Source organism: Providencia sp. PROV174 (assembly GCF_028480685.1).
Lineage (GTDB): Bacteria > Pseudomonadota > Gammaproteobacteria > Enterobacterales > Enterobacteriaceae > Providencia > Providencia rettgeri.
Map to the genome: position 1 here is coordinate 1 of NZ_JAMPOT010000007.1, position 24626 is coordinate 24626.

At 41.2% G+C, this 24626-nt stretch carries 19 protein-coding genes and 1 pseudogene; 10 read left to right on the forward strand and 10 right to left on the reverse strand.

Going from position 1 to position 24626, the window contains the following annotated elements; genetic code table 11:
• Positions 1-42 precede the first annotated feature (42 nt).
• The 10 genes and pseudogenes from PSE60_RS03690 to PSE60_RS20585 all read right to left on the reverse strand — a co-directional run.
• A complete protein-coding gene (locus PSE60_RS03690; RefSeq protein ID WP_272664596.1) occupies positions 43-1776 on the reverse strand; it encodes a lipase family alpha/beta hydrolase in 1734 nt (577 codons plus the stop codon).
• Positions 1777-1821: 45 nt separating this feature from the next.
• Complete coding sequence (locus tag PSE60_RS03695; RefSeq protein ID WP_272664597.1) at positions 1822-4347, reverse strand: type VI secretion system Vgr family protein; 2526 nt, start codon at positions 4345-4347, stop codon at positions 1822-1824.
• Positions 4344-7007 carry a type VI secretion system ATPase TssH gene (gene tssH, locus PSE60_RS03700; RefSeq protein ID WP_272664598.1) on the reverse strand — a complete coding sequence of 888 codons (2664 nt, stop codon included), beginning with the start codon at positions 7005-7007 and terminating at the stop codon, positions 4344-4346. Before tssH ends, PSE60_RS03695 begins: the two co-directional genes overlap by 4 nt.
• A 167-nt stretch (positions 7008-7174) precedes the next feature.
• Positions 7175-7666, reverse strand: coding sequence for an Hcp family type VI secretion system effector (locus PSE60_RS03705; RefSeq protein WP_004912469.1), 492 nt, complete (start codon positions 7664-7666; stop codon positions 7175-7177).
• Positions 7667-7668: 2 nt separating this feature from the next.
• Positions 7669-9405 carry an OmpA family protein gene (locus PSE60_RS03710; RefSeq protein WP_272664599.1) on the reverse strand — a complete coding sequence of 579 codons (1737 nt, stop codon included), beginning with the start codon at positions 9403-9405 and terminating at the stop codon, positions 7669-7671.
• Between the two features lie 2 nt (positions 9406-9407).
• Positions 9408-10064, reverse strand: a complete 657-nt coding sequence (gene tssL / locus PSE60_RS03715; protein WP_272664600.1) for a type VI secretion system protein TssL, short form — start codon at positions 10062-10064, stop codon at positions 9408-9410.
• On the reverse strand, positions 10061-11398 hold the full coding sequence (tssK, locus tag PSE60_RS03720; protein WP_210836358.1) for a type VI secretion system baseplate subunit TssK: 1338 nt from the start codon (positions 11396-11398) through the stop codon (positions 10061-10063). The genes tssL and tssK overlap by 4 nt, the downstream gene beginning before the upstream one ends.
• 22 nt (positions 11399-11420) lie before the next feature.
• A complete protein-coding gene (gene tssC / locus PSE60_RS03725) occupies positions 11421-12965 on the reverse strand; it encodes a type VI secretion system contractile sheath large subunit (RefSeq protein ID WP_210836360.1) in 1545 nt (514 codons plus the stop codon).
• A gap of 19 nt (positions 12966-12984) precedes the next feature.
• Entirely contained in the window at positions 12985-13482 is a 498-nt protein-coding gene (tssB, locus tag PSE60_RS03730) for a type VI secretion system contractile sheath small subunit (RefSeq protein WP_210836361.1), read from the reverse strand.
• 701 nt (positions 13483-14183) lie between these two features.
• Positions 14184-14297 (reverse strand): annotated as a pseudogene (locus PSE60_RS20585) (Arm DNA-binding domain-containing protein); the annotation flags it as partial.
• A gap of 698 nt (positions 14298-14995) precedes the next feature.
• On the opposite strand from PSE60_RS20585, the gene PSE60_RS03735 reads away from it, so the two are divergent.
• The 10 genes from PSE60_RS03735 (at position 14996) to PSE60_RS03780 (ending at position 23906) form a co-directional block, all read left to right on the forward strand.
• Positions 14996-15208 (forward strand): AlpA family transcriptional regulator, encoded by a 213-nt coding sequence (locus PSE60_RS03735; RefSeq protein WP_272664601.1) that lies wholly within the window; start codon positions 14996-14998, stop codon positions 15206-15208.
• Positions 15208-16047, forward strand: a complete 840-nt coding sequence (locus tag PSE60_RS03740) for a hypothetical protein (protein WP_272664602.1) — start codon at positions 15208-15210, stop codon at positions 16045-16047. The genes PSE60_RS03735 and PSE60_RS03740 overlap by 1 nt, the downstream gene beginning before the upstream one ends.
• Positions 16048-16068: 21 nt before the next feature.
• Positions 16069-17088 carry a P2 family phage major capsid protein gene (locus PSE60_RS03745; protein ID WP_272664603.1) on the forward strand — a complete coding sequence of 340 codons (1020 nt, stop codon included), beginning with the start codon at positions 16069-16071 and terminating at the stop codon, positions 17086-17088.
• Positions 17085-17606 carry a GPO family capsid scaffolding protein gene (locus PSE60_RS03750; protein ID WP_224120150.1) on the forward strand — a complete coding sequence of 174 codons (522 nt, stop codon included), beginning with the start codon at positions 17085-17087 and terminating at the stop codon, positions 17604-17606. The genes PSE60_RS03745 and PSE60_RS03750 overlap by 4 nt, the downstream gene beginning before the upstream one ends.
• Positions 17607-17675: 69 nt before the next feature.
• On the forward strand, positions 17676-18188 hold the full coding sequence (locus tag PSE60_RS03755; RefSeq protein ID WP_272664604.1) for a host cell division inhibitor Icd-like protein: 513 nt from the start codon (positions 17676-17678) through the stop codon (positions 18186-18188).
• A gap of 2 nt (positions 18189-18190) precedes the next feature.
• A complete protein-coding gene (locus PSE60_RS03760; RefSeq protein WP_272664605.1) occupies positions 18191-18421 on the forward strand; it encodes a hypothetical protein in 231 nt (76 codons plus the stop codon).
• Complete coding sequence (locus PSE60_RS03765) at positions 18418-21132, forward strand: DUF927 domain-containing protein (RefSeq protein ID WP_272664606.1); 2715 nt, start codon at positions 18418-18420, stop codon at positions 21130-21132. Before PSE60_RS03760 ends, PSE60_RS03765 begins: the two co-directional genes overlap by 4 nt.
• A 300-nt stretch (positions 21133-21432) precedes the next feature.
• On the forward strand, positions 21433-21651 hold the full coding sequence (locus tag PSE60_RS03770) for an ogr/Delta-like zinc finger family protein (protein WP_272664793.1): 219 nt from the start codon (positions 21433-21435) through the stop codon (positions 21649-21651).
• Positions 21652-21732: 81 nt separating this feature from the next.
• Positions 21733-21891, forward strand: coding sequence for a hypothetical protein (locus PSE60_RS03775; protein ID WP_269723906.1), 159 nt, complete (start codon positions 21733-21735; stop codon positions 21889-21891).
• 551 nt (positions 21892-22442) lie between these two features.
• Positions 22443-23906, forward strand: coding sequence for a hypothetical protein (locus tag PSE60_RS03780; protein WP_272664607.1), 1464 nt, complete (start codon positions 22443-22445; stop codon positions 23904-23906).
• Positions 23907-24626 lie beyond the last annotated feature (720 nt).

The window sequence follows — 24626 nt, forward strand, 5'->3', positions numbered from 1 at the left end:
ATCACTATCCCAATAAACGCGATGATGCTTCGCTGACGATGATTAATTTGCTGCACGAATATCGACCTCTTGCACCATCTTCACGATGGCTCTTAGCGTAAACTGAATTGCTTTTCGATTTTTAATATCACCAAGGCTGTCGACAGCGTAAGCATTTTGATGGTCTACATTAGTCGCCAAGCTACTTTGGGTTGATGGACTCTTGATAATATCCACCAGAGATTCCACGGGAACGGTACCATCGCCGGCGCCCTGAGAAGAAACTAAGCGAAATTGCGTGTATTTGTATGCACTGCTATCCCAGAGGCCAAATGCATTATTCGATTCATTCGCGCCAGAAAAAACAAGGCGCTGATTATTTTCAGGGTTGGAGATTAAAGGACGCTTTGGACTTGGCTTCAAGGGGACTTCCTTTTCTACCGACCACGCTAGTGTATTATCCGAGCTTATTTCTGTACCATAAAAAACGTAGGTATTCGGATGATATTTTCTTTCTTCTTGATGCTCCATGAATAATTTAACTTTATCTTTCATTAAGTTAAAATATTGCTTCCAATTATTTTTAATATCTATCTGTTTTTTATCCAAAATATCTGGCTCGTATAATCGCCACCACACATCTTCGCGTAAATAAATTTCATCAAACGGATCGAATTTTCCCGTGGAAGTCTCCACGATAGAAGGATAACGGCCACTGCCTTCGACAGTGAGCCATGAGGATTGATATCTCGGGTAAGGAAGAAGCTGGAGTGGGGCAGGGGCAAACGCAAGGACAGACATGAGTTCCTTTGCGGTAGAGCCTAAGACAGCCCCTGCAATACCTTCTTGTGCCGCGCCGACCTTCATTCGCCGATACGCAGCAGGAGAGCCTAAATCCGGAATAACACCATGCACAACGCCTAAGACTTTATCTTTGCACCCTTGAAATGCCCCTTCTGGTGGGTTCATGGCATAACGCGCAATTAACCCGCCCATTGAATGGGTTAAAATAATGACTTTTTCAATGGCTAAACCATATCCATGTTTATATTTGTAAGTATCTAGAACCTCATCAATATAGGTCGCCAGATTTTCAGCAGAAATGGCGTTATCTTCAAGCCAGTTATACCCAAAGACATGCACTGAAAATAAGAAATGTTCAAAATGCGCTAACTCTTCGTCAGACAATAAGGCTTCATGCGTTCCCCCTATGGGGTTATTCACAAGATGTCGTAATATGCCTTTTGATGGACCTTTACTCTGAAAAGATTTGCTTTTATCTTTCCTCACTATATTCAAGATATCGTGTTGCCAATCATCGAGTAATGCGGTTTGGAGCACATCAAGAAACTTTCCATAACTTAAAAAAAGGGCTTTTCCCCACCCGCGTTCGCTCCTTTTGGGTAACATGTTACCGTCATCACTAAAGGGGATATTTTCACTCTGAATATACTTACCGCTATCATCAACAAAAGTAGATTCTACATTTAGAAGCTGTCTTCTTCTTTTTCCTGTTGATGTAGCGAGATATAGCGTATCCACGCCCATAAACTTATCCGCACGCCAAACGGGTTTGTGATTTTTATCTTTAAGATTCGTTCCCATAATCCCCGGAATAAAAATTACCGGAATGACTTTGGTTGGTGGTTTAATGCAGTGAGATTCTGCATTAAGAGATTTATGTTGTGCAGTGACATCATCCCAAATAACTTTGCCATTTTCCTTCCATTTGGGTAAATGGTAGGAAATATGCTGACATTCACCTACTGGTGAGGCATTATCAGAATTGTTATTCATCTTTATTCCTTTTAAATTATCACGTATTCAATAGGGTAAGACTTGCTATTTATTTTTATTTAGCTCAATTAAAGCATTATCCAGCCCTAAGCTATCTTGTGGGGGGATTTTCCCAGAGGTGTCGGTGGTTTTACTTTCTTTTATTTCATTGGCTAGAATATCAATTGAATACGAATTTTGAGAAACTTCATTAGGGATATAGGGAACAACTTTAGATTGAACAGCGAACTCAGAACTTTCCCATGACGGCATCGTTTCATTGATACTTTGCCCACCAAATTTTTGCCAGACAGCCCCACGCTCGATAATTTTATCGGGTGCGGCACATTCCACCGTGCCCTCTGCAATGCGAATATAGCCACCACCACTGGTTAAAATAATTTCCTTTTTAGCCTTGATGATGACTTTGCCATCATGACTACTGATGCTTAAATCTTTTAATGCATCTAATGACATTTCATCATGTTGAGCCTCAATCGCGATTTTGCCTTGATTGGCAAAGATTTTGATCCCGAGCTTTTGAGCAAATAGGCTGATAATTTCGCCAGCAGCCACGGTGAACTTTTTGGCAATACTAAAATCTGCATTTTTACGGGCAGTACTGATGATATTTTCACCAGCCGAGGTTTGAATGCTTTTGGGGGTGGTCTGTGCAATTCCTTCGGGTGAGGAAACCAGCAGAGCGGATTGCTGAAGTTCATTGAGTGTTTCAGACAGGAGTTCTTTCTGTGTTTGTAAATCAGCCAGCTCAGCTTTTGCAACGTTAGCGGCTTCTTTGAGAGATTCCGTTAACTGCTGTGCTTGTTTTAACTGTGCTACCGCCTCTTCCATCGCCAGCACATCCCCACCGGCTTTATCCTGCTTATCGGTGGTAATAAACAACCCGTTACCCGCACGGATCGCGCCCCAGCTATCTGTACGTAGTTCAAAACCGTCACCACGCTGTTCGCGTTCGGCGTTCACCAAATGCCCCAAGTTTAACTGGGTTTTTCCGCCATATTCCGTGCTGAGCTTAATATGCTCTTGTCCGCGTTTATCTTCCATGCGCAGTTTGTTATTCGCAGGCGTTCGGATCACATTACGGGTGTTATTTTTATCCGTCACGTGGTCGGGGTGGCGAGAATCATGGAGTGCATGAGCAATGTAAGGGCGGTCTGGGTCCCCCTCATGGAAGGCGATAGCGACTTCAGTCCCTTGAATTAGCGGGAAATGCATCCCATACGTATCGCCAGCGTAGGGTTTCGCCAAACGTACGGGCATACTTTCATAACCCTTGGTTTTATCATCACGGTCTGCATCGAATTTGACCCAATAAAACCCATGTTCATTTTGGTGGGCATAAATATCGTGGTCTTTTGCGCTGGTGACGCGTGCCATTAAGGTTCCGGCAATGACAGGGCGCGGTTTGAGTGCAGGACGCCAGCACAGTGATTCCGTGTAAGGTACGGCGTCAAAACGAACAGTCAGCGCTTTATCTCGGCTGGCGGTAAAGCGTAATCGCGTAATTAAAATCGGTGATTTAAAGACGGCCGGTAAGGTCGAACTGAGCGGGTTATCTTGAATGTTTAATACCAATAATGGCGTCAGGTCTGCTGCGCTGCTTTCTCCGCGTAGCAAAGTCTGGCGAGCCAAAAAGCGCTCGTGATCGAGTCTTGCCCAGAAGTTAGCGGTTTCAGTTTCAGGGCGAATTTTATCTCCACGGGTGAGGTGGCGGCCTTTATAGTGGTAAACATCGCCGTAGTTGGTTTTTTCGCCATCACCGCGAGTCATGTCTGCGACAGCGGAAATCAACGTATCTTCCGCCAGTCGGTGGTTATAGTCTTTGGCAAAAACAGTGCTTTCAACTACTTGATGACGTAAAGATAATCCCCAAACACTGTCGACATGGTTATCGCTCAGCCCAGATGGGCTATTTAATGGCAGCGTTTTGTCATACACATAGCCACGTTGGCTGTCAGTAAAGTGGAGCACCTCGGTTTGGGTATCATCTTGTAAACCAAAGCGGTAAAAAATACCCACTTCACTGAGTAAGCGTTCGATAAATTGGCGGTCACTTTCGTTAATTTGGTTGATTTGTTCGCGTTTTGGGTACGCTTTTTCGAGATGAAATTCGAATTCCCAGCCTTTGAAATTATGTTCACGTAAGATTTGCTCGACCACATCCGGTATGGATTGGTTAATAAAAAAACGATGACTGCGAATTTGATGGCGTAGTAGCGCAAAAAAAGGCTCGATAACTAACTGGTAGCGCGCTTCATCGGCAGAGCCTGAGAGGCGACGGAAATCGGTCACCACGCCATGAACTCGCTTGGCAACGGTAGGCTGAGTGGCGAGTCCCATTAAGTTATTTATCGGTGCACAAAAGGTCAGGCTGGCATTACGGCGTAATAATTGTTGAGCAGAAAGATCTTGGGCGGAACAGGTAAACGTAATTTGATAGCGATAGGGTTCGCTAGCGGCTTCACGCCCCGTAAAATGTTCAACGTCCAGTAAGTCTGAGCAGCCTTGCACTTCAAGGCGATAGCGGTTTTGGCCTTGGAGGAGGTTTTTGGCTGTGTCGAGTAGGCTCATAACGTTACCTCCTTAATATCACTGAAACTCAGGGTGATCCCGTCTTCTTCGCTATACCCCAAAGTCAGGCTTTGCGCTTGCTGGTGGTTAGCTTGACGCATGAGTAATTGTTGGCTAAGTACCGGTAAAATCTGCTGATTGAGTAGGCTGTCTATATTACGGGCGCCGGTGTCAGGTAATAAACAGGCGCTCACGAGGGTGTCATACAGCGCTTCTTCTATAATGCCTTCAAGCTTGTAGTGGGTGTAAAGACGCTTAATGACGCTGCTCAGTTTCATTTCAACAATTTGGCGCAGTGCGACAGGACCTAATGGACGATAAATCAGGGTTTGGAAGCGGGCAAGTAATGCAGGTTGGAAGTGGTCGCGCAGTGTCGGGCGCAATAACTCTTGCAATTCTCCGTCTGTCGATTCCGGGAACTCATCTAATTGCTGCATCAGTAAGTCGCTGCCTAAATTGGCGGTCATTAAAATCACGGTATTGCGAAAATCGATTTCGCGCCCTTCGCCGTCTCGCATAAATCCACGGTCGAAAACTTGATAAAACAGGTTAAGCACATCGCGATGGGCTTTTTCCACTTCATCAAGTAATACGACGCTATAAGGGCGCTTGCGAACAGCTTCCGTTAAAATCCCGCCTTGGCCGTAACCCACATAACCCGGAGGCGAGCCTTTTAATTGGCTGACGGTGTGGGCTTCTTGATACTCGGACATGTTGATGGTGATTAAGGATTTTTCGCCACCAAACAGGACATCAGCTAAGGCTAAGGCCGTTTCTGTTTTACCAATTCCGCTTGGACCGACTAATAAAAATACGCCTTGAGGGCCATTTTCTGAGGCGAGACCCGTACGCGCAGCACGCAGTCGCTGTCCGAGCCCTAACAATGGACTTTCTTGACCTACAACGCGTTTGCCTAGTGAGTCTTCTAACTCCAGCAGTTCGGTTTGTTCGTCTTTTAATAGGCTGGATAATGGCACACCCGTCCAGTCGGCAATCACGGTTGCCACTGTTCGCACATCCACATCCGGAGTGATCAGCGGTTCATTTTGTTGTACGAGTTCTAACTGTGATTGGATATTGCTGACATCTTGGGATTGACGGCGTTGTTCTAAGAGCTCACCGATAAGATTTTTTTCTTTCTCAAAACACTGTTCTAATTCAGTCAGCTGTATGGCGATTTGCGCATCTTGAGTGACTAATTCGCTCAGCAGGGATTGGTTGGTGGTGTTGCCAATGGCTAAGTCATCAAGGATCGCTTGCTGCTCAAGTTCTAAGGCATTACGCTTGGCTTTTAAACGCGTCAGTTCTTCAGGGAGTGTATCGAGGCTCATGCGGATACGAGCGCTGGCGGTATCGAGTAAATCCACAGCTTTATCGGGGAGTTGGCGACCAGTTAAGTAACGGCGAGATAAGGTGACAGCGGCTTTGACCGCATCATCGGTAATGTGAACACCGTGATATTTTGCATAGCGAGGTTTTAATCCACGCAGCATTAAACAGGCTTTTTCATCATCAGGTTCATCGACTTTGACCACTTGGAAGCGGCGTTCTAAAGCGGCGTCACGCTCGAAATATTGCTTATATTCAGACCAAGTGGTTGCGGCAATCGTGCGTAATTCACCACGGGCAAGAGCGGGTTTGAGCAAGTTAGCAGCATCCGCGCCACCCGCTTGGTTGCCTGCGCCAATGATGGTATGAGCTTCATCAATAAACAGTAAAATCGGAGTCGGGGATTGTTGTACGGCTTCAATCACATTTTTTAGGCGCTGTTCAAATTCGCCTTTTACGCCAGCTCCCGCTTGCAGTAGCCCTAAATCTAATGTGCGTAATGATGTTGTTTGCAGGCTGACAGGAACGTTGCCTTCAACGATGCGTAGAGCTAAACCTTCTACTAAGGCGGTTTTACCCACCCCCGGTTCGCCCACGAGAATTGGGTTATTTTTACGACGGCGGGAGAGGATATCCACCATTTGGCGAATTTCATCATCACGTCCAAAGACAGGGTCAATCGCGCCTTCGCGTGCTTTTTCGGTCACATCCACCGTAAATTTATTCAGGACGGCCAGTAGAGCTTCACTCAGAGTGTCGCCAATTACATTTGAGTTTTTCGCCTTTTCTACCTCGTTAGCGTCAGATGGCGTTTCTTGGGATAAAGACTGATTATGTGCGGCGAGTTGTTGTACATCAGGTCGTTCATCGGATTGCGCGTCAAGCATCGGCCTTAAGCGCTGAAGTTGGGTCGTACTTAATGTCATTAACGGCCACAAATTATCATTCGGTACCAGTGACGGTTGCTGAGTCATGGCAGACAAGAGATGCACGCTGCGAATGTGTTCGATGTCTTCATCCAGAGACGCAATCACCCACGCTTGTTGAATGAGTTTAAGGAGAGGTTTCGATAAGGAAGGGCGGGTATGAATGGAGCGTGGTAAGCTGTCGATATCTGTCAGTAAACTCTGCCAAAGGGCTGACATATCCCACTCATAGCGACGAGCTAACACCGTGATATCGCTTTCCCCCATTTCCAATAATTTGAGCAACCAATGTTCAATGGTAATTTCCGCATGCGCCCGTGTCTGGCAAAGTGAAGCTGCCGCTTCTAATGCGCTGGCACAGTAAGGGTTTAGGCGACGTAATAGCATCACGGATGAATTGTCCATAATCTCTCTCTTGTATTGGGGGGAAATGGTTAGAGACAGCAAGGAACGCTACCGCCCCTAACCGTTAACCGAGGTTCATTAGGTATCAAGATAAATTGTGTGTTGTGTGTCATCGGCGTACGAATACGTACAAAAAAGCAGACGCCGAAACGCCTGCTTGTTCTTAATTAAGCGGTAGCACGCTCATTCCACGAGTCGGAATGAATGATGTTGCCGTCTTTGTATGTCCAAGTGATTTTTTCATAGCGCAGCTCAATCTCTTCGAGATGGTTGTGCTTCTCTTTATTAGGGTCTTTAATGTCGTGCATTTTTGGCGCGACTTTGACTACTTTGACGTTTTCGAGCTTGGTATTGAAATATTCGACTTCTTGTCCTGCATCATCAATGCGGTACCATTTGAATTCGGCTTCTTTCAAGGTTTGGCCAGTCGTTACCGCTTTGTACAAATAAGGGCTTGATGCATCAATTTCTTTCACGAAAATAAAGGGTGTATGAATACGTGTACCTGTTAACTTACCGGTATTGTTATCGGTTGGGATGTACAGGTTATGGTCTTGTGCGACCACTTCAATACTGCCTTCACGGTCTTGTACATTAACAGAGCCCTTGATATCTGCACCGCCGTCATCTTTTAGCCATAAATAAACAGGAATAGCCATTGTTACTTCTCCTTTCGGGTCGAATGTGTGTCATCGTCCATCGGTGACACGGTTTGATTATCTGTCTCTTGGCAAGCATCTGCCTGAGGGATGAGTCGTATTTCAACGCGCCGATTCTTCGCTCGGCCTTCAGCGGTTTGATTATCGGCAACAGGGTTATTCTGGCCATCTCCTCGAACGGCAAAACAGGCTGGACTGATATCACTGGTCTTTATCATCCAATCTCTAACCGATTCAGCGCGTTTCAAGGATAGTGTTTGATTGAGTGCTGGGTTTCCGGTGTTATCGGTATAGCCAGAGACGACAATCAACCAACCGGGCTTCGCTTTAATATTGAGTAAGGCGTTGACTAAAACCTTGGTGGCACCTACTTTTAGCGACGATTGTCCCACATCGAATAGCGATAAGCTGTCAAGGCTGACCATTTCGGGGGCATTTTGAACAATGATAGGCGCAGGAGGTGGTGGGGGCGCCCAACCACTTAATAGTGCATGCAAGTAGGGTAATATTCTCGTTCCCTGATATAACGCTAAAGAATGAGAGGTTGGAACGCCTTCGCGTTCCCAGCGCGCTAATTGAGCAGCATCATCTTGTAGTTGTTGGTAAGCAGTCTGTTTTGGTGCAAGTGGTGTATCCGACAGTTGCGAAAAACGCGCAATATCTTCGCCAATATGACGAATGAGTTGCTGATTATGGTAGTAACTTCCGATTAATGTGCCTATTAAGAAAACACCAAAAATAATTCCGATAGCGCCGAGGGTTCTTTCTGTACGGCTTAAGCTAATATCATGGTGTAAGCGACGCAACATTACATCGGGCAAAGGTAGCAAATCCGAGGTTTGAATTGATGAATATAGAGGCAGCATGGTTTTTTCTTGAATAAATTGCTGCCATAAATTGTTTGGGTGGCTAGTGATATCAATCCACTGAATAGCCCATGCTGAAGGGATTTGTTTCGGTGCTCCAGCTTGAGGTAGTATGAATTGAGGAACTAAAACTTGGTTTAGCCAGCTTTGTAAGGTATCTAGCCATAGAGAAAATTGCAGGCTTTGTTCTGATTGTCCGATATGCGTGGGTAGCCACACAGAGTAAGGGACTGACATTGCACCTTCTTGCTCTACCTGAAATTCAGTTTGGTGGCTGAGTAACGTCATCCAAGGTGTATGTTTATCATCAACTTGCATAGCGGTATCAGCGTGATGAGGTTTAGAAAGGTATACCGTCACCCAAAATGGTAATTTAACCCCTGTTTTTTGACGGCTTTCCCCAATAGCTCGACGCCAATTGAGTAGCGTTTGTGTCAGGGTTTCTTGTTGGGTAAGTTGCTCAGGTAATACAACATAAAGTAAGGATAAGTGCCCAGATAGCGAAGGCGCATATTCCACCAATGCGGCAATTAGATTAACGAGCTCAGTGGGTGCGGATACGCGGATATACCAACCTTGATTTGTTTCTCTGTGTAATTGGGCATCCAGAAATAGCGCTTGAGATTGACCACAGACTAAAATGACAGGTCCTTGATAATTATCAGCCGGAAATGCACCTGTATAATCATGTTCAGTGGATAACACTTGGCGTCGTTGTTTATATTGCCAAAACAGCATTCCACCCGTCAGTACTAAGACGAAGACGGAAACAAAAATGGTGACACTTTGCCCTAGAGACCAAAACCCCCAAAGTAGCCACAAGAAAAGCCCCGTAGCAAAAAGTGTCAGACACGGTTTGATTGGATTTTGCATGCCTATCCTTGTGTCATCCACTGTTGTAGTAAATGTTCTAGCGAAGCACTGAGCCCCCACCACATGGCGGCGAGTATGAGAATGCCGCCTATCCAACCAAACCAGTAAAGTCTGCGACGGCTAAACCGTAATTTAGGTTTTACGACGAGAGGTAATTCTGAAGTGACCAGATAGTCCGGAAGTTGAACATTCAGTTGAGCGACGATCCGCTCACGTTCTGGCGCTTCTTTTTGACGAAACTTACCGACAAACCCGAGGGTAAGCACACGATGAAAACAGAGCAAAACGTCAGGATTAGGCGCGGTTTCATTTAAAATACCGCGTAGGCGATCCCAAAGTTTGTCTCCCGCTTCTAATGTATTGAAGTAGCGGGCTTGCAAAGGAGATTGGATCCAAGTGTTGTACCCATCATCTTGGTGCTGGCGATTCATCACGCTTTCATCAATTAGCGCACATTGGGCATATTGCATATGTTCAATGGCTGATTCGGGGTAGCCATGTTCGAGCAATTTTTGGCGTGTTTCATCAATGAGTTGGCAAACGTGACGATAAAAACTATCACCTTGAGTGATGGCAGTGCCTTGATGTAATTGACAAACCATCAACCAAGTTTGAGCGAAGATCATATCGATAGTATGGTGCGATGTTGTATTGTTCATGAGCGAAGTACCGCAAATAGCTCTAATTGAATGTCACCTAACGTGCTTGGAACATAGAAAGCACATTGCCCTGAAGAGAGCATGGCTTGACCTGCAGGTGTTTCAATATCTAGCGCAAAATATTGATTCTCTAAACGAAGTGGAACCGCGGTTGGTACATGGTTGAGTGGTTTTAAGGGGATACCATTGAGTGCCACATTGACCACATCGGCAACATCATCACGACTACCTGCTTTGCACAGTAAAGGAAACTGAGCAATAAGCAGATGAGCAGGTAAAGATGAGCGAACGGATAAATAGAAATCCGCCTCTTCACGTAAGCGGCCATCATGAAGCTGCCCTTTCCAGAAAGGACCTTCTTTTACTAATTCAATACTGATAACACGCGAAGGTAAGCTGGCTTCAAGTAGCGTATTTAATAAAGAAAAAAGCGGTGGAAAAACCTGCTCAGGCTGCTCATGTTTGTATAGTGGAATATCTTCCAATTTATGTTCTAAAGAGAATGTTAATAAGCTCCCTGCTAAACGAGCAAGTTCTCGATAGAGTAATTCAGGATGACGATGTAATGCAGACCCGAGTTCATTGAGTACGGGTTCAGCGCTGTTTAGTGAATTCAATAGCCAAAATAATGAGACATCAGCAACGACAAAGTCGGCCATTTTTTCATTACTTTCGCGACGTAGAGCCATTAAACGGCGGCGTTTAGCCACTAATCTATGCATAAACTCAGAGAGTAATGAACGTAATTCAAGGCTACCCTGACAAGCAAGCAAGGGGGGAATAAAACGGTTGTCGAATTCCCACATCCCTTGAGCGTTGCGGATAAGCCGTGCAACCGGACAGGTCATATAGGCTTCATTCTCATCATGTGCAAAACGTAGCGTTGCCACATGACGCAATACGGCAATATCCGTTTCCTCATGTCCGAGCAGATCTTGAACTTTAACCCACTCTTGACTAAATCGACGAGGGCGATCAGTGCCCGCTTCAGAGGCTAAGTTGCCACCATTTGCTAGCATTAAAGGTAATGCTAAAACGATGTCTAATGACTGGCGGTCTGCGTAGTCAGCAAGGGATAACACCGGAGGAAGCGCATCAGCCAGAGTAGTGTCAATAAGTGTACCATCATGGAAACGCACAACCATTTTTTGTGCGCTAACGCGAGATAAGGTTAAAGCACTGGCATCAAATTCCGCGCTAATCACCCCCCACGTTGAGGCAATACCCATTTGAGCAACGACTTCAGCGACATGGTTGTCCCAGCGGGCTTGTTGTTGAAATTGCTGAGGGGCCAAAAAGGCCCCGTCTGTCCATAGGGGACGGTAGATTTTCATCCTGAATGACCTTTATGAACCGTTAGGCTTTGGCTTTAGGCATTTGTGAAACTAACGATAAATCAACATCCATACCTTCGACTTGGAAGTGTGGGACGGCATACAGTTTCACGCGGAAGAAGCCAGGGTTATCTTCAATATCTTCGACAACCACTTTTGCATCGCGTAAAGGATGAGAGGCTTGTAAATCATCCCCCGGATCGGTCATTTCAGTCACTAAACCACGCACCCAGTTGTTGAGTTCTAATTCAAGAAGGCGTCTATCTTTGGTGGTACCAATGTTTTCACGTTGGATCAGTTTCAAGTAATGTGCGATACGAGATAATAGGAAAATATAGGGCAAGCGGGCGTTGATTCGACTGTTTGCTGTCGCATCGGCGGTGTCATACAGTGCTGGCTTCTGGGCTGAGTTGGCAGAAAAGAAACAGGAATAATCACGATTTTTGTAGTAAGACAGCGGGATAAAACCAAGATTCGCAAACTCAAACTCGCGGGTTTCTGGGATCATCACCTCAGATGGGATTTTGACCTGACTACCTGTTCCTAAATCAAATAAATGAATAGGTAAATCTTTCACTGCGCCACCTGCTTGCGGGCCACGAATTTGCACACACCAGCCATTATTGATAAAGCTTTTTACCATATTAGCAGCAAAGGCAAATGTGGCATTCGTCCACAAATATTTCTCGTGATCTGGCCCTTTTACTTCTTCGACGTAATTGAAGCTACGAACAGGTACAGTATCTGGACCATAAGGTAGGCGACCCAATACACGCGGCATGGTTAAACCAATATAACGGGCATCATCCGAGTCACGGAAGGCTTTCCATTTGATGTATTCTGCACGGTCAAAGTAGTTACCAATATCTTTGATTGCAGCCACTTCTTCCATGGTTTCTTTACCAAAGAATTTTGGTCCAACAGAGCCAATAAATGGCATATGGGCAGATGCGGAGACTTTAGAGATACTACGTAATAAGGCGATATCTTGAGGGCTGCGATCGAATTCATAGTTAGAAATCATCGCTGCAATAGGCTCACCACCTGGAGTGTCATATTCTGCAATGTAGGTATGGTGGTAAAGGCCACTTTGGATAATTTCTGGGCTATCTTCGAAATCTTGGCGTAGGTCATCTTTGGCGATATCCAGTAGCTCAATTTTGACGTTTTGACGAAAATCAGTGCGATCAACGAGGAATTTTAAACCACGCCAAGTAGATTCAACTTTTTGGAAGTCTTGATGGTGCATCACTTCGTCAAGTTGTTGACTAATTTGATTATCAAGTTCAGCAATATGATGATCAAGTAAGTTGCGGTCTAAACGTTCCACTTTTTGACCGGATGATTTTAAACGGTCTAAAAAGACTTGAACAGCAACCGTGACACGTTCATCCGCAGTTGCATCCGCTAGTGCAGTATTATCTTGGAATTCATTAATATCACTAATTGTAGCAACAGGGGTTAAATTAATTTTTTCAAATAAAGAAGCATAAACACCGTGATTAGACGTATCATCAAGTACAGTTGTTGCACCTTGGGTTGATTCAGTTTTTACAGACATCAGCATAATCCTTTAGTAATCCAAATTAATCTTTCTTCGGTGCAAGTTGGGCTAGCTCTTCGCGCAGTTCATCACTGAGTGTTGGATCCTTAAGGATATTTTCCAATTCACGGCGAAACGTGGCGTTATCGAGGAGATTAGATTTTAGGTCGCGTAGCAGATTACGCATGGCTAACATTGCGCGCAGTTGTGGGATTTGACGAGCCACTTGCTCGGGTTCAAAGTCCGCCATGTTTTTAAACGTTAATGCGACACTTTCTTCACTTCCATCCCCTGCTAAGGTGTTTTTAACCGTTAGATTGACTGACGGTGAGAATTCATTGAGGACGCTGTCAAAGTTATTTTTATTGATATTGACTTTTTCACGTTCAGATAGCGCACGATCATCTTGCCCATGACTATAATCACCAACCGCTAACAGCTTCAGGGGTAACTCGACTTTTTTCTGAGTCCCCCCCGTGTGCAGATCTAATTTAATATTAACCCGCGCTTTAGGGACTTCATTTTGAAAGCTATCTGACATGAGTGAATTTCCTTGAATTTTAACAGGTATATTTCTTGTATATTGTTAAATAGTTACAATTGAATTTGATATATTTAACTTATGTGATTATTTTATTTATATCTTCACCAAGTAAATAAATCAACTTTTCTTATCAATAAATGTGAATGCAAATTAATGTATTTTTTTGAGTTATCTTAGTTTTGTAATTTTAAAAACCAATAATATCAATATGTAATGGGTTTTTTTTCTTATAATTGTGATTGTTCTGTGTCAATCAAACCTTTTTGTAACACTTTATTTCAAGTTGTTACAGAGTAATTCATAAGAATATTTACTAGTTTGTTGTGTGGGAACCCTGATTTTGAATAGAAAATTACTTTATGAAAAGGAATTGATGAGCCTTATGAAAAATCATCACTTTTAATGGCCTTTGATAGAAATGCGTGACATCGAGCATTATTACGACCGCAGTAAAAAAGGGATATTGCAAAACAGCCACGGCCATTTGATGACAAACGCAAAAATTGGGTTGTCATCAATCTAAAACGTTATTTTGATGTGAGGATGAAAAGGTAAATACATCAAGCTTGCGTAAAGCTTTAAAAGAAGAATATGTTGCTGAAGTTTCAAGGCTGATTAATAAGGAGAATGGTGAGATCTCTGCGAAGGGCTCCAAATGATATTTTTTTCTCTTTTCCTGCAAATGGGTATTTCATTCACCAGTATTTTGAACCGTTAATAATGACTTGCAGGTATAACTCGTCTCAATCAGCCATCTTATAGGCTTTTTCTCTAGGCTTAGCTGTATCTACTTGACGTGCATTAAGTGGCATTGAGGGCCTGATTTTTTATTGAACAGGACGAGCCCCTATTTATTAAGCCTCCAATTATAAGTTGATTTAGGTTTTATTGGGTAGAAGCCGGTTGACGTTATAATCTTAAATAAAGAGATTTAATTGATTAGAAAGGATTTTTATTGAGTTAGGTAGACTTCGGGAGAGTTAGGCATGGTGTCCCCTGCAGGAATCGACTATTTAATTCAATGCATTGATATTTAATAAATATTATTTTTTTATTTTATTTTCTATACACATTGCTATACATAAACTCTTTGCTGTAGAACATCAATTTCATATATTTGTTTTAGAGTAAATATTATACAAATCATTTATGATTTATTTTAGATTTTCCCCTGAAATTTAAATATGTTAAATTTCAAAGTGTTATGTTTTGTTTTCGTGAAATTACAAATAATTAAAATTCTTTACAAAAGAGCGTTATTTAACCGTTTGTTAAATTCTCAATTTTATATTGGGAGCGATTAGTTATGAATGATAATGACTAGTAATACGGATAATTATTTGTTGCTATTTGAGGTGTTTAAAAATCAGACATAGATAATAATTCTCAAAATCACGCCTTAGCCCCTCTCTTTACCATTCTTAATGTCTGTGTAAATATAAAGACATCCAACGACATCTAGTAACATCTAATAAAATTCAAAATAGAATTTAATTATAAGGGAATAACTATGAGCTTATTACCTTTGGGGGAACTTAACACCGAAAATAGGTTGTTAAGGCTACCAGAAGTAACTTTATTAACAGGTCTACCAAGTTCCACAATTTATTTAAAGATGAAATCGAACGATTTTCCTAAGCAAATGAAAATAGGGTCACGTTCTGTTGCATGGTTAGAGTCTGAAATAAATGAATGGATAATCAATAATGCAAGGAGAAGATAATGACCGAAAATATATCTTTCTATAAAGATGAGTCATTAAGTTTTATTTTAAATTATAAATCAATCCCATTTGAAGCTAACGGTAAAGATACAGGGTTTATTATTCGCGCTATAGAAATAAATCATCTATTTATGTTAAGAAATAAAATTAATACATTAGGTGAAATCATAGGGTTTAGCTTTGATAATTCAATGCCAACTGCAAAAGAAGTGAAGCTACTCATTGGTAAAGGTAATCAACTTTTAGAAAAATATACAGCAGATTGTGATGTGCAGGTTCAGCAACTAAAGGATGCGGAAACCTACTTGGAAAACCTGAGTGAAGGGCGATTGAAAAAGCCAAGTAACTATAGAACTGCTCATGCATGGGCATCAGACTCCTATGATAAAGTTGAAAGAGCGAGAGGATGCTTAGGAAATTCTCAGGACAAGTTAAGTAAGATAAGTGGGGTATATGGACTGTTAAGGCCAGTGGTTGAACAGTTATTAAAAGAAAACGTAACTGGTTATAAATCGGAGTTTTTAATTTCAATACCGAACGAGAAAATAACTACTCATTCATTAAGGTCTAATATGAATTGGGCTTATTCAAATGAATGTAATTTAATATTAGATGAGTGTGAAAACTTAAAAAACCACATAAATAAAATCGTTGGTGATTGCCATCTATCAACTGATAAATATGTGAGAAGAAACACCTCTGATAATCAACTGAATTATTATAAAGAGTATTATGATATTAATAATAAGTCAGTGAATGCAGTATTAACTGCTGATGAATATGTCTCTAAAATGGTTTCTATTCAAAAAAGAATTCAAAATAAATTAGAACTAATGTAATAAATATAAAAGGAATATATTATGTATGCTACTACAGTACCAAATGTGGCAAGGGATTTTCACGCCAATTTTACACGCGGTGCAAATTATTTTTCTAAAAATAATAAAACATTTTCAATTACTAATGCATCTGAAACTTTATTGCGCGTAGCAATATCAGACTCAAATTGGTTCTTAAATAAATTAACAATAGCCGATGTAAGTGAAATCAAAGGGGATACAGTTAACCTTGGCGATAGTAGCCTTCATACTGGTCGTTCAATTGAGGAGCGTTTTCATAAGCGTTTAAGTATGGATGCTATTTCTTATACGCTAGAGGAAACGGATACCTGTACGGCTCTTACCTACGAACAGCTTTCGATAATTGCAAATAGCCGTAGTGGTGATGATGAGCACTTTACTAAAGTGATGTCTGATTTGTTCTCTAAAACAGTATCGTTAGACATGATACGTGTCGGCTTTAATGGCGAGTTTTGTGGGTTTCCAACAAAGCCAGAAAAATATAAACGAGGGCAAGATGTTAACTGTGGTTGGCATACCATAGCAAAATCATTTAATCACGGCTCTCAAATTGTAACGGATCAAATTGTTTTAGGTAAAGACGGTGATTTCCCTAACTTAGACGCCATGGCCAACTTTCTTATTATCAAAAAAATACCCGAAGAGTTTCGTGAAGACCCTAGATTAGTCGTATTGGTTGGCTCAGAACTTGCTGCTTTATACCGTGAAAAATTATTTAGAGGGGCAGATAACGCCGCAGATATTCAGGCAAGTCAAATGGCGTTAAGTACGGTTGCAGGACGCTTCGCTATTATTCCACCGTTTATGCCTGGTCGTCGCTTAGTGGTTACCACATTAGATAATTTGCATATTTATACCCAGAAAAATACCCGTCGTTTTCGTGCTGAGTTTGTGGATGACAGAAAAGTCTATGAGCACAGTTATATTAGAAATGAAGGTTATGGCCTTGGTGATGGAAATCTCTACGCTGCCATTGATGAAAATGCCATCCAAATTGAAGACGGGGTATTTTCATTATGAGTGACCCTCAATTAATAACTAATTGGATTTGTGTTGCTACAGAAGGGCAAACAGTCGATGAGCGTACGATTAAATCTGAATGGTTACAGGAAATGGCTGATACCTATGACCCTAAGTATTACACAGCTTTAATTTGGGAAGAACATAACCGTAATCTTGAGAATTTAGGTGAGGTTATCGATGCAAAAGCCGACATGATGAATGGTAAAATGCAGCTATTTTTGCGATTAAAACCAACCAAGAAACTGATTAAATACAATGAAGAAGGTCAGAAATTATTTTGCTCAATTGAGGTAGAAGAGGACTTTCAAGGAACGAGTATTTTTTATCTTGGTGGATTAGCGGTGACGGATAATCCAGCAAGCATAGGTACGGATAGATTACGCTTAAGAATTAACAACTTATATTTCGCTAATAAAAATTATAGGTATTTACTTAGTTCACCAATGCATTTTAACCTATCAGGTGGTTTAACCAAATCTAAAAATAACTGGTTTTCTGCTATCTCTGCGGGGTAAACCCTATGCCCAGATTGCTCTGGGCATAGCCTCAAATATCTATTTTTCCCAATTTAAGACATGTTAATTATGAAAATAAAAGGGTTGCATCCGTCTAAACGGTTGGGCTATATTGATCACACGTTAGCAAAATCTAACGTCGGGATTGGCGTCCTGAATCAGTTACTGGCGACACATGACGCGCCTTGCGTCTTTTTTTGTGTCTATGCCTACGCGCACCCATTAAATGCGGTTTTGTATCGCCCTGATTCTATGGTGGCGTTGGCGGGGCAGCCTTCGGGCTGGCTGGATTCCAGTAACTCCAGTTACGCCAACCCTGTCAACGTCACCACCCCCGAAATTGGCGTTTCAGGTGGTGACTCCTTAACTAAGTTACTGGAGATCATCGTCATGATGGCAACCCCTACCCAAACTCAATTTAAATTCTTATTCTTGAGCATTAAACGTGCTGGTATCACTGCAAAGCCTTGCCGTCGGGCTGCTATTGCGTCAACTGAATATGATGCACGCATGCTACTTGCTCATGATTTCATCTTGCTTTTTGCAGGTCGCTTACCTGTAAGTCAAACAGGGGAGTGCTAATCATGAAAAATACAAATTATATCAATACAGTCATTTCTGCATCGGGCGAAAAACAATTATTAAGAGCCGCGCAAATGACGAGCTTTCTATCTGAATTACTTATTGCTAGTTCTATTAATGGTCAGCGCCATGTCTCAAGTGAGGGAATGGCGGCAATGATGGAATGTTTAGCGGAGCAGGTTGAATTTGTGATCAGCGAAAGTAGCTTAATGAATAAGGACATAAAACAATGAGTTTACTAAACAGTTCTAATTCATTAACTGCCTCCACTCAATTGCCATCCGTTACGGATATTATGCGCTCTGCAAATGGGCGTTGGCACTATATTTTAACGAGTTTGGGTGTTTGCGTTCCTGATAATCATAAACATGGCGCTTGCCCGAAATGTGGTGGTAAAGACCGTTTTCGTTTTGATGATAAAAATGGAAAAGGTACATGGTTTTGTAACCACTGTGGCAGTGGTGATGGGTTGGATTTGCTCAAACTAGTGACAGGAAAAGATACGAAAACCGCTTGTTTTGAAATCAATAAAATATTGCTTCTACCAGAGTTTAGTAAGATCACGCCTACCAAAGTAAAAAAAGTAAATGCGGCTCGGGGCATCGAATTATTTGAAAAATTGAAAGCGTCGTCATACCTAGGGGAAAGCCAATACTTAACAAATAAGGGCTTAATTAACCATCAATGTTTAATTACCCAGAATTCCTATAAACAAGGTGAATTAAGTTTCCCAATCGGCTCAATATTGTTGCCATTGGTCGATAATCAATTTCAGGTTAAAGGTGGGCAACTTATCAGCCCAGAAGGTGATAAGGCATTGTTATCTGGTTCTGGGCTTTCAGGTTCATTTATTGTTGTGTCAGGGGAACCACAAGACACACTTGAACAAATTGTGATTACTGAGGGCTTTGCTACGGGGTTAAGCCTATCAAAGGTAATTGATACCTTTATTGTGGCCGCGGTTGCGGCTACTAACCTTGTGAAAGTCGCTCAGCAGCTACGGGAACGTTATCCATCTGTAAAAATCATTATTGCGGGTGATAACGATTTTATAGATGGTAAAGAGAATACGGGTAAGGTGTGGGCAGAGAAGGCCGCCAAAGCAGTTGATGGTTGGATCACCTTACCGCCAACTCATTACAAAGCGGATTGGGATGATTACCGACAAGAAAATAGCACGGTCAAAGTCAAAGAAGCATTCTTTGAGGAAATGACATACTGCGGTAAGGATAAAGCCTATTTACCCCAAGGCTTTAGGCTGACCCAAGAATATTTGTGGTATGACAAACTAGTCAATAAATCGGATGGTGACACCGAGGTTAGAAACATCAAAATCAGCAGCCCGATAAAAGTCACCGCGATCACCTGCGATGCAGACGGCAGTAATTACGGCCGTTTATTGGAATGGGATGATACCTACGGAAATTGCCGTAAATGGGCAATGCCAATGGAAATGTTAAGCGGTAGCGGTGAAGAATTACGTCGTGTACTTTTGGTGAACGGGCTTTCATATATCAACATTTCGGGGCAGGCCCGCGCGCATTTAATGGAATACATTTCATTGTGCCGACCAGAGAAAAAAGTCACTTGCGTAAATAAAACGGGCTGGCATGGCAACGTGTATGTGTTGCAGGATGAAGTTGTTGGAACAGGGGCAGATTCTGTTATTTTGCAAACTTCCAGTGTGCAAGGCAAAGATTTTAGGGTAGCAGGCACTAGCGACGAATGGCGGGAGCACATTGGTAAATATTGCGTTGGAAACGCTAGGCTGGCGTTTTCCGTAAGCCTTGCCTTTGCGTCATCATTATTAAAATTAGTCGGTGTGGGAGGCGGTGGCTACCATTTAAAAGGTGAATCAACAGACGGTAAGACGACCACCATGAAAGTGGCGGCTTCGGTTTGTGGAGGTACGGATTACTGGTACACATGGCGGGCAACAGGTAACGCGCTTGAGGGAACGGCTTGCCGTCGTAATGACGCTACGTTAATGCTGGATGAAATCCGTGAAGTGGACGGACGCGAAGCGGGTAACATTGCTTACATGCTGGCAAACGGTCAAGGTAAAGCCCGCGCAAAAACAGACGGCAGCGTCAGAGAAACAAACCGCTGGAACTTACTGTTTCTCTCAACGGGTGAATTGTCATTGGTTGAACATGCGGCCAATGCAGGCGAACGCACCTATGCAGGGGTTGAAGTCCGTATGATACAAATCCCAAGTGATTCAGGTAAACACGGTGTATTTGAGGACTTACATCAATTTGCTAGCGGCAAAGCCTTAGCGGAATACCTAGAACATGCAGTCACTAAATACCACGGCACCCCGTTCCGTGACTGGCTGAAATATCTTACAAATGATCTCACTTTCATCTCAGGTACAGCAAAAGCGTTATTAAAAGAGTACACCGCCAAAATGATGCCCGAAAATGCAGGTAATCAAGTTGGGCGGGCTATCACCCGTTTTGCCCTTGTCGCGATGGCGGGGGAGATTGCCACAATTGCAGGGATCACAGGCTGGCAGGAGGGCGAAGCCTATATTGCGGCTGAAAAGTGCCTAGCGGCTTGGATGAAAGAGCGGGGGCATACAGCAAATCAGGAAGATATCACCGCCTTAGAGCAAGTGACCGATTTTATCTCACGTAATCAATTTAGCCGTTTTGCGGATTGGTATGATGAGAATAGCCGACCACTCAATATGATGGGCTTTCGTCGTGTTGAAAAAGGCACGAACAGCCAAGAACCTACGGTGCAGTTTTATGTTCTATCTTCCGCATGGAAAGAAATATGTAAAGGTTATGACTCAAGGAAGGTTGCGCGTTTATGTATTGATAAAGGTTGGTTAGAAGCAGGTAAGGACGGTAGGTCACAAAACAGCATACGCCTACCAGAAATAGGACTTAAACGTGTTTATTTGTTCAATAGTGACGTGTTGGGCTCAGCTGAATGATAGTAATGAAACTAACCTTCTTATATTTAAAGTGTAACAGTGGTAACAAAGGTAACAGCTAGGGCTATCAATGCTTATAGCTGTTACCAGTAAATTAATGTGAGTGGTAACAAGAGGTAACAAAAATAGGTTGTTACCTTGCGTTACACGTGATTTTGCAGGAAAGGTAACAAGTTAAATTATTTAAAATCAATGATGTAACCAGTGTTACCACTGTTACCAGTGAAATTGGAAATGGATGTATTTAATAAGCTTTGTTCTGGAAGGCATATAAGGCAAGGGGGATTAGCAATGCGAGTAATGAAAATATACTGCCCTGAGTGTGGTCAGGAAGCCAAAATTCAGAAAATTGATAGGCAGGGTAGGGATAATACTCATTATATTTATTGTTCGTGCTCTGATTTTGAATGTGGCCACACTTATAGGCTAACGCTGACGTTTTCACATTCTATTTATCATAAAAAGCCCGAAGATCAGCCAAAGCAACTATGTTTTGACGTTATCGAAAATAGAGCATAATCAAAAGTAAATTAAGGCGAATGGTATAAAGGTAATTTTGACATGTAACCAAGTGGCGATTATTACTAATGGTAATTAAATATGTTTAATGAAAAACGCAATATTCGAATAGAAGTGAGTGACAATAAAAAAGTTATAGAGCTAAGGGGATATACAGAAAAAGAAGCCCACCGTTTGATTGATACGTGGTTAAATAAAGATTCATTAGTTCAAAAAACAAACACTAAAATAAAAAAGTAATTCGTTCATATTTCAGTTTTCTATTTCCTCTCAACCCGCATAGATGCAGGCTTTTCAGTTTTTATGCGGCTCATACTCTTAAGTTAAAATCTCACGTAAAATAGAAAAGTTATTTATATTCAAATGATTATAAATTCATTCACTAAGTGTACTTCACTTGTAAACTGAAATTTATTGAAAATCTTTTCCCACATTTCAGTTTACAATTTTCGGCAACGCCCTAGCCTTGGTAAGGCTTAGCGATATGTTTTGTAGAATTTTAAAACTGAAATAATTTTATGATCCAAATTGTGCAGGCGGGTGCGGTGTAGTGAATTTTACTTGTAAATAAATTATGCTTCGTTAATTTATTTAGAGAGCTTTTTGGATATTTTTTTGTGATGTGACTTAGTGACTTTTGATGTGAAATTGATAAACAGTGTGATACATAGCTCTGATTACGACCAAAATAATTTTATTGGTTGTTACGTTTAAATTATAAGTTGTATAGTAAAGTTTTATTAGTGGGATTAAATATAAATTAAATATCAACTCAGATTTAGAGGTGTAGTGTGAGATTTTCTGAATATTATGGTTTGAAAAAAAATCAGCAGCATCTTGATTTCGTAGATATTCCACTGGATACAGACATTCCTGTATTTTTAGATCCTAGCTCTATTAAAAGTATTAATTCAGCCTGGGGTAATGAGTTAACGTCATGTTTACAAAGCTTTTTTGATAAAGTTATTACGCTAATGAGTCAGGGTAACCAAGAAGGCGCAATTAAATTATTAAGTCGTTTAAATGAAAGTAATGAGTATCACTTGGGATACTCATCAGGAGCTTCAAAGGGGAAGGGATTTGGGAAGGATTCAGCAACATCTGTATGGTTAGCCTTGACTAGAAGCAAAGTAATTTCAACGGGACTACTAAAAGATCTTGAAGACACTGCATTATTAATTCCTGGTATTGGTATAGATATGATATCGGATGCAGTATGTAATATTTTAAGAGGGCCTTTTATTCGATACACGCAAAACATGTGTGAATATTATGGAGTGAAACTTGAAAAAAATATAGCATCAGGTTCTATTTGGGATGCTCATAAGCAGTGTTGGTATGATGAGCTTGTTTCATTACCTAAAACAAGTTATGGGAAAGTTATATTAGTTCCTAAAAATTTAGTAAGGCATCAATTGTCTTATGATTCTGATGAGTATTATCGACACTATTTACTACCTGCAATGCAAGAAGAACACCTTAATTCTAACAGTTCGTTAGTTCAAGTTTTAAAAAGTGGAGAAAGAAGAGTTACAAAGAAAAGTTTAATTAAAGAATATGGAAATAATAAAGACAGTGTTGGGAAACAAACATTATCAAGAAAAAATATTTTAGACGAATATAAAGAAGATAAGCAAATTGGGTTAAAGCCACTAACGCTAGAAGAATTTCATTTAATGGAAAGTAATCAAAATAAATTAAATGATAATTTTAATGAAGAGATTAGAAAAGAGTTAAACCAGCTTGTGTCTGATATGATGGCTCTACCTACAGGAGCAAGTAAGGCTAGTGAGTATGAAGATATAATTGAAAAAATATTTACGATTATTTTCTATCCATCATTAGTCTATCCAAGTAAACAGCACAAGATACACAATGACAGAAAACGAATAGACATTACGTATACTAATGAGTCTAAGGAAGGTTTTTTTTATTGGTTATCTGCTCATTATTGCTGCCCATTTATGTTTGTTGAATGTAAGAATTATTCTAATGAAATAAATAATCCTGAGCTGGATCAAATCAGTGGTCGATTTTCACCATCTAGAGGAAAGGTTGGAATCTTAGTTTGTAGAAAAATAAAGAACAAAAAATTATTTATGGCTCGATGTATTGATACTAAAAATGATGATAGGGGGTACATTATTCCACTAGATGATGAGGACGTTAAAAAACTAGCAGAAGACTATTTAGATACTGAAAATAATCAAGATTTTCCATTGTTAAGGAAAATATTTAGAGACTTAGTTAATTAAACTAGTATCTTTATTACATCTTTTTATAAGGTTGTAATTTAAACAGTGTATTTGCCTGCTTTTGATATGATTAATTCCAACTGAAAGGCAGGCAGATTATGGACGAGAAGAAACTTAAAGTCTTGCATCTGAATTCGCAAAAGGTGTTAAAACTGCAGCAGGCCTCAATCATCTTATCCGCATGGCCATAAAATCAACGGTGGAGACTACGTTATGTGGAACTAATCGAAACATTTTTATCATAAAAAATAGCCAAAATCAGTGCATAGCACACGTCATGGCTATTTATCCAAAAACACTATTATCATTAATTAGTTTATTTTTCTTGCGTAGCCAATCAATACCTACGGCATAAAAACCCTTTAGGAATATTGATGACTTAAAAGGCTTTCCAGACTCATTAAATAGTGTTTATCCGTAAATATAGGTTCAGTTATGTATCATTTATATGGTATAAATTAGCTTAAATATGACTCTTGGAAAGATTACAAAGCCGTGATTGTAGGGATTAAAAACTGTATATCACACCTTCACAGAAGCTTCAGCACTTATACTGTTTGAACAGTTTTGCAGTCTAGATATAAAAAATCCCCATAAATAAGTAAAAGTTGGTTTGTACATTGGGAAAACTTGAATATTTTTTTCGCTTTACCTGACGATATGGGCAAAGCCATTTATTTAGTCATCGAATTGGTATATAAAAATGGAGTATGTCGCCCC

Excerpts from the sequence above, each read along its gene's own strand:
- PSE60_RS03690 (WP_272664596.1), bottom strand. The coding sequence starts at position 1,776 with ATGAATAACAATTCTGATAATGCCTCACCAGTAGGTGAATGTCAGCAT.
- PSE60_RS03695 (WP_272664597.1), bottom strand. The coding sequence starts at position 4,347 with ATGAGCCTACTCGACACAGCCAAAAACCTCCTCCAAGGCCAAAACCGC.
- tssH (WP_272664598.1), bottom strand. The coding sequence starts at position 7,007 with ATGGACAATTCATCCGTGATGCTATTACGTCGCCTAAACCCTTACTGT.
- PSE60_RS03705 (WP_004912469.1), bottom strand. The coding sequence starts at position 7,666 with ATGGCTATTCCTGTTTATTTATGGCTAAAAGATGACGGCGGTGCAGAT.
- PSE60_RS03710 (WP_272664599.1), bottom strand. The coding sequence starts at position 9,405 with ATGCAAAATCCAATCAAACCGTGTCTGACACTTTTTGCTACGGGGCTT.
- tssL (WP_272664600.1), bottom strand. The coding sequence starts at position 10,064 with ATGAACAATACAACATCGCACCATACTATCGATATGATCTTCGCTCAA.
- tssK (WP_210836358.1), bottom strand. The coding sequence starts at position 11,398 with ATGAAAATCTACCGTCCCCTATGGACAGACGGGGCCTTTTTGGCCCCT.
- tssC (WP_210836360.1), bottom strand. The coding sequence starts at position 12,965 with ATGCTGATGTCTGTAAAAACTGAATCAACCCAAGGTGCAACAACTGTA.
- tssB (WP_210836361.1), bottom strand. The coding sequence starts at position 13,482 with ATGTCAGATAGCTTTCAAAATGAAGTCCCTAAAGCGCGGGTTAATATT.
- PSE60_RS03735 (WP_272664601.1), top strand. The coding sequence starts at position 14,996 with ATGAGCTTATTACCTTTGGGGGAACTTAACACCGAAAATAGGTTGTTA.
- PSE60_RS03740 (WP_272664602.1), top strand. The coding sequence starts at position 15,208 with ATGACCGAAAATATATCTTTCTATAAAGATGAGTCATTAAGTTTTATT.
- PSE60_RS03745 (WP_272664603.1), top strand. The coding sequence starts at position 16,069 with ATGTATGCTACTACAGTACCAAATGTGGCAAGGGATTTTCACGCCAAT.
- PSE60_RS03750 (WP_224120150.1), top strand. The coding sequence starts at position 17,085 with ATGAGTGACCCTCAATTAATAACTAATTGGATTTGTGTTGCTACAGAA.
- PSE60_RS03755 (WP_272664604.1), top strand. The coding sequence starts at position 17,676 with ATGAAAATAAAAGGGTTGCATCCGTCTAAACGGTTGGGCTATATTGAT.
- PSE60_RS03760 (WP_272664605.1), top strand. The coding sequence starts at position 18,191 with ATGAAAAATACAAATTATATCAATACAGTCATTTCTGCATCGGGCGAA.
- PSE60_RS03765 (WP_272664606.1), top strand. The coding sequence starts at position 18,418 with ATGAGTTTACTAAACAGTTCTAATTCATTAACTGCCTCCACTCAATTG.
- PSE60_RS03770 (WP_272664793.1), top strand. The coding sequence starts at position 21,433 with ATGAAAATATACTGCCCTGAGTGTGGTCAGGAAGCCAAAATTCAGAAA.
- PSE60_RS03775 (WP_269723906.1), top strand. The coding sequence starts at position 21,733 with ATGTTTAATGAAAAACGCAATATTCGAATAGAAGTGAGTGACAATAAA.